Origin of the sequence: Oceanibaculum pacificum, from assembly GCF_001618175.1 — a bacterium.
Lineage (GTDB): Bacteria > Pseudomonadota > Alphaproteobacteria > Oceanibaculales > Oceanibaculaceae > Oceanibaculum > Oceanibaculum pacificum.
Genome location: NZ_LPXN01000051.1, coordinates 1 through 7,411 on the forward strand (window position 1 = coordinate 1; position 7,411 = coordinate 7,411).

At 65.0% G+C, this 7,411-nt stretch carries 9 protein-coding genes and 1 pseudogene; 2 read left to right on the forward strand and 8 right to left on the reverse strand.

The window, feature by feature from the left end; translation table 11 throughout:
* Nucleotides 1-459: oligopeptide/dipeptide ABC transporter ATP-binding protein (locus AUP43_RS04155; RefSeq protein WP_198154821.1), on the forward strand; the 459-nt coding region annotated here is incomplete at its 5' end.
* Between the two features lie 58 nt (nucleotides 460-517).
* On the forward strand, nucleotides 518-1,270 hold the full coding sequence (locus AUP43_RS04160; RefSeq protein ID WP_067553061.1) for a 2-keto-4-pentenoate hydratase: 753 nt from the start codon (nucleotides 518-520) through the stop codon (nucleotides 1,268-1,270).
* A 3-nt stretch (nucleotides 1,271-1,273) separates the two neighbouring features.
* Here AUP43_RS04160 and AUP43_RS04165 read toward each other — a convergent pair whose 3' ends face one another.
* From AUP43_RS04165 to AUP43_RS19195, 8 genes and pseudogenes are all read right to left on the reverse strand, one after another.
* Nucleotides 1,274-1,987 (reverse strand): type 1 glutamine amidotransferase domain-containing protein, encoded by a 714-nt coding sequence (locus AUP43_RS04165; RefSeq protein ID WP_067553063.1) that lies wholly within the window; start codon nucleotides 1,985-1,987, stop codon nucleotides 1,274-1,276.
* A 78-nt stretch (nucleotides 1,988-2,065) separates the two neighbouring features.
* Nucleotides 2,066-2,509 carry a PIN domain-containing protein gene (locus tag AUP43_RS04170; protein ID WP_067553065.1) on the reverse strand — a complete coding sequence of 148 codons (444 nt, stop codon included), beginning with the start codon at nucleotides 2,507-2,509 and terminating at the stop codon, nucleotides 2,066-2,068.
* Nucleotides 2,506-2,751: a type II toxin-antitoxin system Phd/YefM family antitoxin gene (locus AUP43_RS04175; protein ID WP_067553077.1), complete on the reverse strand. Its 246-nt coding sequence runs from the start codon at nucleotides 2,749-2,751 to the stop codon at nucleotides 2,506-2,508. The genes AUP43_RS04170 and AUP43_RS04175 overlap by 4 nt, the downstream gene beginning before the upstream one ends.
* Before the next feature lie 76 nt (nucleotides 2,752-2,827).
* A complete protein-coding gene (locus AUP43_RS04180) occupies nucleotides 2,828-4,039 on the reverse strand; it encodes a CaiB/BaiF CoA transferase family protein (RefSeq protein WP_067553067.1) in 1,212 nt (403 codons plus the stop codon).
* Between the two features lie 21 nt (nucleotides 4,040-4,060).
* Nucleotides 4,061-5,344: a TRAP transporter large permease gene (locus tag AUP43_RS04185; RefSeq protein WP_067553069.1), complete on the reverse strand. Its 1,284-nt coding sequence runs from the start codon at nucleotides 5,342-5,344 to the stop codon at nucleotides 4,061-4,063.
* Complete coding sequence (locus AUP43_RS04190) at nucleotides 5,341-5,862, reverse strand: TRAP transporter small permease (RefSeq protein WP_067553071.1); 522 nt, start codon at nucleotides 5,860-5,862, stop codon at nucleotides 5,341-5,343. Before AUP43_RS04190 ends, AUP43_RS04185 begins: the two co-directional genes overlap by 4 nt.
* 90 nt (nucleotides 5,863-5,952) lie before the next feature.
* On the reverse strand, nucleotides 5,953-6,933 hold the full coding sequence (locus AUP43_RS04195) for a TRAP transporter substrate-binding protein (RefSeq protein WP_067553073.1): 981 nt from the start codon (nucleotides 6,931-6,933) through the stop codon (nucleotides 5,953-5,955).
* 123 nt (nucleotides 6,934-7,056) lie between these two features.
* Nucleotides 7,057-7,411, reverse strand: a pseudogene (locus AUP43_RS19195) (serine--glyoxylate aminotransferase); the annotation flags it as partial.

A 7,411-nucleotide genomic window follows, 5' to 3' on the forward strand; every position in this document is an offset into this window, starting at 1 on the left:
GTGAAGCCGGAATTCCTGGTCTGCGACGAGGCGGTGGCCGCGCTCGACGTGTCGATCCAGGCGCAGGTTCTGAACCTGTTCATGAAGCTGCGCGCGGAGTTCGACCTCACCTATCTGTTCATCAGCCACGATCTCGGCGTGGTCGAGCATCTGAGCGACCGGGTGGTCATCATGTATCTCGGCCGGGTGGTCGAGAGCGCCACGACTGACGAATTGTTCGCCGCCCCGAACCATCCCTACACCCAGGCTTTGCTGGCCGAGGTGCCGAGGCTGGAATCGCAGCGCCGGACCTTCGTGCCGATCAAGGGCGAAATCCCGTCGCCGTTGAATCCGCCCAGCGGGTGCCATTTCCATCCGCGCTGCCCGCATGCGCATGAGCGCTGCAAGGTCGAGGTGCCGGTGCTGCGGGAGATCGCCCCCAGCCGCTTTTCCGCCTGCCACTTGAACGACGCGGCCTGACCTGCGACAAGTCGGCCCTGCGATAAGTCGGCAGCGACAAACAGGGAGGGGGTTTCCGATGGTCGATATTTCCGCCGCCGCCGCGCGGCTCGTCGAGGCGCGCCGCGCGCGCCGGCTTCTGGCGGCGCTGCCGGAGGCCGAACGGCCCGGCACCGTGGCCGAGGCCTACGCCGTGCAGGACGCCGTCGCCCGGATTTTGGGGCCGGTCGGCGCCTGGAAGATCGGCGCGAAATCGCCGAGCGACACCCCCCTCGCGGCCTCGATTCAGCAGGCCGACGTGATCGAGAGCGGGACGAGCCTGCCGCGCGACCGGTTTAACATCGTCATCATCGAGGCGGAGGTCGCCTTCCGGTTCGGCCGGGATCTGCCGGCGGCGGGCGCACCCTATGACGATGCGACGATTCTGGCCGCCATTGAGAGCGCGCACCCGGCCATCGAGATCGTCGATACCCGGTTCGCCGAGATCGACGGGCTGGATGCCTTCTCCAAGCTGGCGGATTTCCAGATGAATGGCGCGCTGGTCGTGGGGCCGGCGCTGCGCGACTGGCAGGCGCTGGATCTGAGGGGCATTACCGCCACCGTCACGGTCGATGGCGTTCCGGCCATCGAGAAGACCGGGGCGAACCCGGCCGGCGATCCGCGCTGGCTGGCGCTGTGGGCCGCCAATCACCTGGTTGAGCGCGACCAGCCCATCAAGGCTGGGCAAGTGGTTACCACCGGCTCCTATATCGGCATGCTGCCGGCGCCCCAGGGTGGCCGGATCGTGGCCAGCCTGTCGGGCGTCGGCAGCGTCTCGGTGACGATCGGCTAGCGGTTACTCGGCGGCCTGCTGGGCGGCGGCCGACGCCAGCGCGCCGCGAATCGCTTCGCCCAGGCGCTTGGCCGAGGCCGGATTCTGGCCGGTGATCAGATTGCCGTCACGGGTCACATGCGCCTCGAACAGGCCGGCATGCTCGAACTCCGCGCCCAGCTCCCGCAGTCTGGTTTCCAGCAGGAAGGGCACGACATCCGTCAGCTCCACCTTGCGTTCCTCGGCGTCGGTGAAGCTGTTCACGCGGCGACCCTTCACCAGCGGTTCGCCATCCGACCGCTTGGCCGCGACAAGGCCGGCCGGGCCATGGCAGACGGCGGCGACCGGCTTGCGCGCCTCGTCAAGCGCCCCGATCAGCTTGGCCAGGGCGGCGTCCTGCGGCAGATCCCACATCGTGCCGTGGCCGCCGGGCAGATAGATGCCGGAGACATCGTCGGCCTTGACCGCCTTGGTGGGCTGGGTGTTCTTCAGCGCGTCCATCGCCTGCGCATCGTCCAGGAAGCGCTCGACCGACGGAACATTCTCGCCCCGCGGCTTCAGGGAGCCAGGATCGGGCTTCACCTCGCCGCCGGCGGGGGAGGCGAACACCACCTCGTGCCCGGCATCGCGCAGGATGTAATAGGGGGTGCTCAGCTCCTCGAAATGGAAGCCGGTCTGCTTGCCGGTATCGCCCAGCTCGGTATGGCCGGTAACGACGAAAAGGAATGGGGTTTTCATGGGAACCTCCTTTGGGGGAGTTTCGGGAAACTCACCTCCACATAGGAAGCCCTGGCGCGATTTGAATGGGTCAGAAGGTCACGCCAGCAGCGCGGCTAGCAAAGGGTGAGATGTCGCGGCGAAGGGATTGGTAACGGTAACGCCGCCCCAGGTGAAGCCGTCCTGCAAATCTTCCGATAGCAGAAGCCGGCAGCCTGCCTGCGATGTGGCGGTGAGGATAACCGCATCCCACAGGCCGAAACGATGATCGGTCGCCAGATCGGCTGCGGCCAGCATAATCTCCGGGGAAGTCGCCACTGTCGGGTAGGCGTCTCGCCAGCTGAGCAGAGCGTCCCGCGCCTCGGATCGCGTGCGGCCGGCCTTGCGGACGAGGACCTGGAAGAGCTCGCCCAGAACCTGCACGGGAACGATCGTTTCCTCTTGCGGCAGGCGGCGGAGCGTGGAGAGGGCGATGTCCCGCTTTTCCGCGCCATTCAGCCCTTCGGCATAGACAAGAATATTGGTGTCGAGGGCAACCTTCACCGCTCATCCTCATAAAGCTCGTCCCGGCTCCAATGGCCGGTATCAAGGATGGGTTGAGCCTCAAGGCGCATCAGCAGGGTTTTGCGCGCGCCGGAGGCCACATCGCCCCGTGCATCGGCGGGGACGATCCGGGCAACGGGCCGACCGTGGCTGGTCACCACATAGCTATGGCCTTCCCGCACCTGACGCAGGATGAGCGAGAATTTGCGGTTGGCTTCCGCCGCTGAAACGGCATCCTTCATCACATGCACCATAAGTAGTTATTTTAACTATTATAGTGAGGGGTGAGATGTTCGACAAGCTGGCGAGAGGAAAACGTCAATGCCCCGCTGCCGCGCCCTCGGCCAGCATGGCGTCGATTTCGGCGGGTGCGTAACCCGCTTCGGCCAGGACTTCGCTTGTATGTTCGCCGAAGATAGGAGCGCCGGATTGCGGGCCGCCCGGGGTGCCGGAAAAGGCGATGGGCAGGCCAATGGTCTTCACCGGGCCGGCGCTGGAATGCGCCACCTCGGTCACCATGCCGCGGGCCAGGGCCTGCGGGTCGCGGTGCATTTCCGGGATCGAGAGAACCGGTCCGGCGGGCAGGCCGACGCTGGCGAGCCGCTCCAGCCAATCCGCCGTCGTGCGGGTGCGGAAGATCGGGTTCAAGATGTCGACCAGCGCCGGTAAATTCTGCATCCGCAGCGCGTTGGCGGAAAAGCGCGGATCGTCGTTCAACTGCGGCGCATCGATGGCTTTCAGCAGCCGCTCCCAATTGGCCTGGTTGGCGGCGCCGATATTGATCCAGCCATCTTTGGTGGGAAAGGCCTGGTAGGGCGCGTTCAGCGGATGGGCGGAGCCGATGGGCAGCGGCGTTTCCCCGGTGGCGAAGCAGATCGCCGATTGCCAGTAGGTATGCACGATACCGGCCTCGAACAGCGAGGTGTCGACCTTCTGCCCCTCGCCGGTCTTCAGCCGGTGGGTATAGGCCGCCAGGACGCCCATCGCGCCGATGATGCCGGCGGTGATGTCGGTGACCGGCGCGCCGACCTTCACCGGCGGGCGGCCCTCGCCCTCGCCGGTGATGCTCATCAGCCCGCTCATGCCCTGGGCGATCAGGTCGAAGCCGCCGCGCTCCGCATAAGGGCCGGTGCGCCCGAAGCCGGAGATCTCGCAATAGATCAGGCCGGGATTGACCTTGCGCAGCGCCTCATAGCCCAGCCCCAGCTTCTCCATCGTGCCCATGCGGTAATTCTCGATCACCACATCGGCACTCTCCAGCAGCCGGCGCACCGCCGCCTTGCCGGCTTCGGTCTTGAGATTGAGGGCGATGCCGCGCTTGTTGCGGTTCATCATCATGTAGGCGGCGGGTTCGCCCTCGATCAGCGGCGGCACGAAGCGGCGCGAATCGTCGCCGCCCGGCACCTTCTCCACCTTGATCACGTCGGCCCCCATGTCGGCGAGCATCAGCCCGCAGACAGGGCCGGCCATGATATGCGCCAACTCGATCACCTTCAGGCCTGAAAGCGGCCCGATCTGCCGTCCTGGCATAACGCAGCGCTACCCTTCCGTTCAGCGGTAGAAATATTCGACCAGCGCCATCGGCACGGCCGGGACATAGGTTACCAGCATCAGCACCGCCAGCAGAACGCCGATGAAGGGCAGGTTCACCTTGGTCACCTCCCACATATCGGCCTTGGCAATGGAACAGGCGGTCATCAGCACGCTGGCGACCGGCGGGGTCTGCTGGCCGATGCCCAGATTCAGCGTTACCACCAGGCCGAAATGCACCGGGTCGATGCCCGCCGCATTCACCAGCGGCATCACGATGGGCACCACCAGGATGATGGCGGCGGCCGAATGCAGGAACAGGCCGATGATCAGGAAGAACACGTTCAGGATCATCAGCACGGCGTATTTGTCGTTGGTGATGGAGGAAATCCAGGCCGCCAGCTGCTGCGGAATCTGCTGCTCGGTCAGGTAGACGCCGAGCAGGGCGGAGGCCGCGACCAGCAGCATGACGACGGCGGTCTGCACGCCGCCTTCCATCATCGAATCGTACAGATGCCTGAGGTCGAGATCGCGATAGATCACGCCGCCGATGAACAGCGCCGCCACGACCGCCAGCCCGGCGCCCTCTGTGGCCGTGACCACGCCGCCGAAGATGCCGCCCAGAATGATCATCGGCAGCAGGAAGGCCCAGGCCGCCTCACGGAAGGTGTGGGCGACGCGCTGCAGGCTGAACACTTCCTCGACCGGGTAGTTGTAGCGAACGGCGTACCAGTAGGCCAAAGCCATCATGGCGACGCCGCCGAGGATGCCGGGCACGATGCCGGCGACGAAAATCTGCACCACCGAGGCCTCGGCCATGACGGCGTAGAGAATCATCGGGATGGAAGGCGGAATGATGATCGCCAGCGTGGCGGAGGAGGAGGTGATGGCCGCCGCGAATTCCTTCGGGTAGCCCTTCTTCTTCATGGCCGGCACCAGGATGGAGCCGAGCGCCGCCACGTCGGCCACGGCCGAGCCGGAGATTTCCGCGAAGAACAGCGAGGTGCCGATATTCACCATCGCCAGGCCGCCCTTCACGAAGCCGAACAGGGCGGAGGCGAAGGCGATCAGCCGGCGCGACAGGCTGGAGGAATTCATGATCGCGCCGGCCAGGATGAACAGCGGGATCGACAGCAGCGGGAAGCTGGTCGCGCCGTTGAACATGACCAGCGCCGCATTCAGCAGCGATTCCATGCCGGCCGAGGCGACCATCGCCACCATGGCGACGATCCCGAGCGCAACGGCAATGGGGACATTGAACAGGATCAGGGCGACGAGGCCCACCAGCATCAGGGCGACGATCATTGCAGCATCTCCTGCAACTGCTTTTCCTCGGCGTCCAGCACGCCCTTGCCGCGCGCCTGCTCCAGCACTTCCGGCAGGCTCAGCAGTTGGGCGATGATGAACAGCACCGCGCCGATGGGGATGACGGACTGGGTGAGCTGGGTGGAAATACCGGGCAGGCTGACCATCGTGTCGCCCTCCAGGATCACCAGCACCTCATAGCCGAACCAGGCCAGCAGGGCGAAGAAGCCGATGACGCAGGCCTCGCCGAACAGCACGGCGGGAATGCGGAATTGCGGCCGCATCGCGTTCACCATGCCCGGAAAGCCGATATGCGCGCGCTTTAAAGCCGCCAGGGCCGCCCCGTAGTAAGTCAGCCAGGCCAGCATGATCGACGCCACCTCGTCGTACCAGACGAGCGACCAGCCCATCTTGCGATAGACGACGCCCATCACGATGATGACCGTCAGGCTGGCGAGCAACAGGATGACGAAGGCCGCCAATGTCCTGTCGAAGATGGTTCTAAGCGTGGCGAACACGGCTGGGTGGTCCCTCTCTGTCCGGCGTTTCTTTGATTTTGGGAAGAAAAAGCCCCGCCGGCGCTGGCCGGCGGGGCTGTCGACGCGGCGTTAGGAGCCGGCGCCCAAGGCGATGGCTTTTTCGACCAGCTTTGCGCCGTCCGGCACGTCCTGGCCGAATTCGGTGTAGACATCCTTGCTGGCGGCGATGAAGGCGTCCTTGTCCGCCTCGTTCACCTGGACGCCGGCGGCCTTGATCTTGGCCAGCAGGTCGTCCTCCAGCTTGGCCGCCTGCTCATAGACGTAGCCCTGGGTATCCTTGGCCGCGGCTTCGAGGATGGTGCGCACATCCTCCGGCAGCGAGGCCCATTTGCGCGTGCCGCTGACGATATAGGCCGGCGTATAGACATGGCCGGTCATGGAGATGAATTTCTGCACCTCCTGGAACTTGGAGGAGTAGATCTGCGTCAGCGGGTTTTCCTGGCCGTCCATCACGCCGGTCTGCAACGCGACGAACACTTCGGACAGCGCCATCGGGGACGGGTTCGCGCCATAGATCTGGAACATCTTCACCCGCCACTTGCCCTGCGGGACGCGCAGCTTGATGCCGTTCAGATCTTCCGGCTTCACGATCGGCTTCACATTGTTGGTGATGTGCCGAAAGCCGTTCTCCCAGACCGCGAGGACCTTGTAGCCCTTCTTCTCCGCCATCGGTGCTAGGGACGGCCAGACCACCTCGGCCTCGATCTTCTTCATGTGATCGCGATTCTTCACCAGATACGGCATCTCGAACATGCCGAAGGCGTCGACCTCGGAAGACATGACGGTGGAGGGCAGGGCGAATTCGATGGTGCCGAGCTTCAGCTTCTGCATCAGCTCCTTGTCGCCGCCGAGCTGGCTGGAGCCGAAGACCACGACCTTCGCCTTGTCTCCCAGCTTGGCGTTGGCGCGCTTGGCGAATTCGTTGGCCGACAGCTCGAACAGCGAGCCGGGGCCGCCGACATGGCCGAATTTCAGCTCCATCTGGGCCTGGGCGGGCGCCGCCAGGCTACCGGCGAGCAGCAAAGCCCCCGCCACGAACAGCTTCCTCATACGCTTCCTCCTTGTGGTTATGTTAACGGGGCCGGTCTTCGCGCCGGCTCTCCGAAGCATTATGCGTGTATGCTAATGTTATGTCCTCTATTGCGTTGCCCGAGGATGAAAATTTTGCGTCGGTTACGCGGCGGCGCTGCGGGCAGCACCCGTATTGGCCTCGCCCAGATAGGCCAGCGCCTCGGCGACGCCGCTGCCCTTCAGCGGCACGCCGGCCAGCTTCAGGCCCATTTCCACGCCCGACAGGGTGCCGGCCAGCGCCAGATCGTTGAAATCGCCCAGATGGCCGATGCGGAACACCTTGCCCGACACTTTGCCCAGCCCCTGGCCTAGCGACATGTCGAACTTGTCCAGGATGATCTTGCGCAGGCTGTCGGCATTGTGGCCGTCGGGCATCAGCACGGCGGTCAGCGAGCTGGAATATTCCTCCGGGTTCTTCGCCAGGATTTCCAGGCCCCAGCCGCGCACCGCGCGGCGC

Excerpts from the sequence above, each read along its gene's own strand:
- AUP43_RS04185 (WP_067553069.1), bottom strand. The coding sequence starts at position 5,344 with ATGATCGTCGCCCTGATGCTGGTGGGCCTCGTCGCCCTGATCCTGTTC.
- AUP43_RS04195 (WP_067553073.1), bottom strand. The coding sequence starts at position 6,933 with ATGAGGAAGCTGTTCGTGGCGGGGGCTTTGCTGCTCGCCGGTAGCCTG.
- AUP43_RS04160 (WP_067553061.1), top strand. The coding sequence starts at position 518 with ATGGTCGATATTTCCGCCGCCGCCGCGCGGCTCGTCGAGGCGCGCCGC.
- AUP43_RS04175 (WP_067553077.1), bottom strand. The coding sequence starts at position 2,751 with ATGAAGGATGCCGTTTCAGCGGCGGAAGCCAACCGCAAATTCTCGCTC.
- AUP43_RS04165 (WP_067553063.1), bottom strand. The coding sequence starts at position 1,987 with ATGAAAACCCCATTCCTTTTCGTCGTTACCGGCCATACCGAGCTGGGC.
- AUP43_RS04180 (WP_067553067.1), bottom strand. The coding sequence starts at position 4,039 with ATGCCAGGACGGCAGATCGGGCCGCTTTCAGGCCTGAAGGTGATCGAG.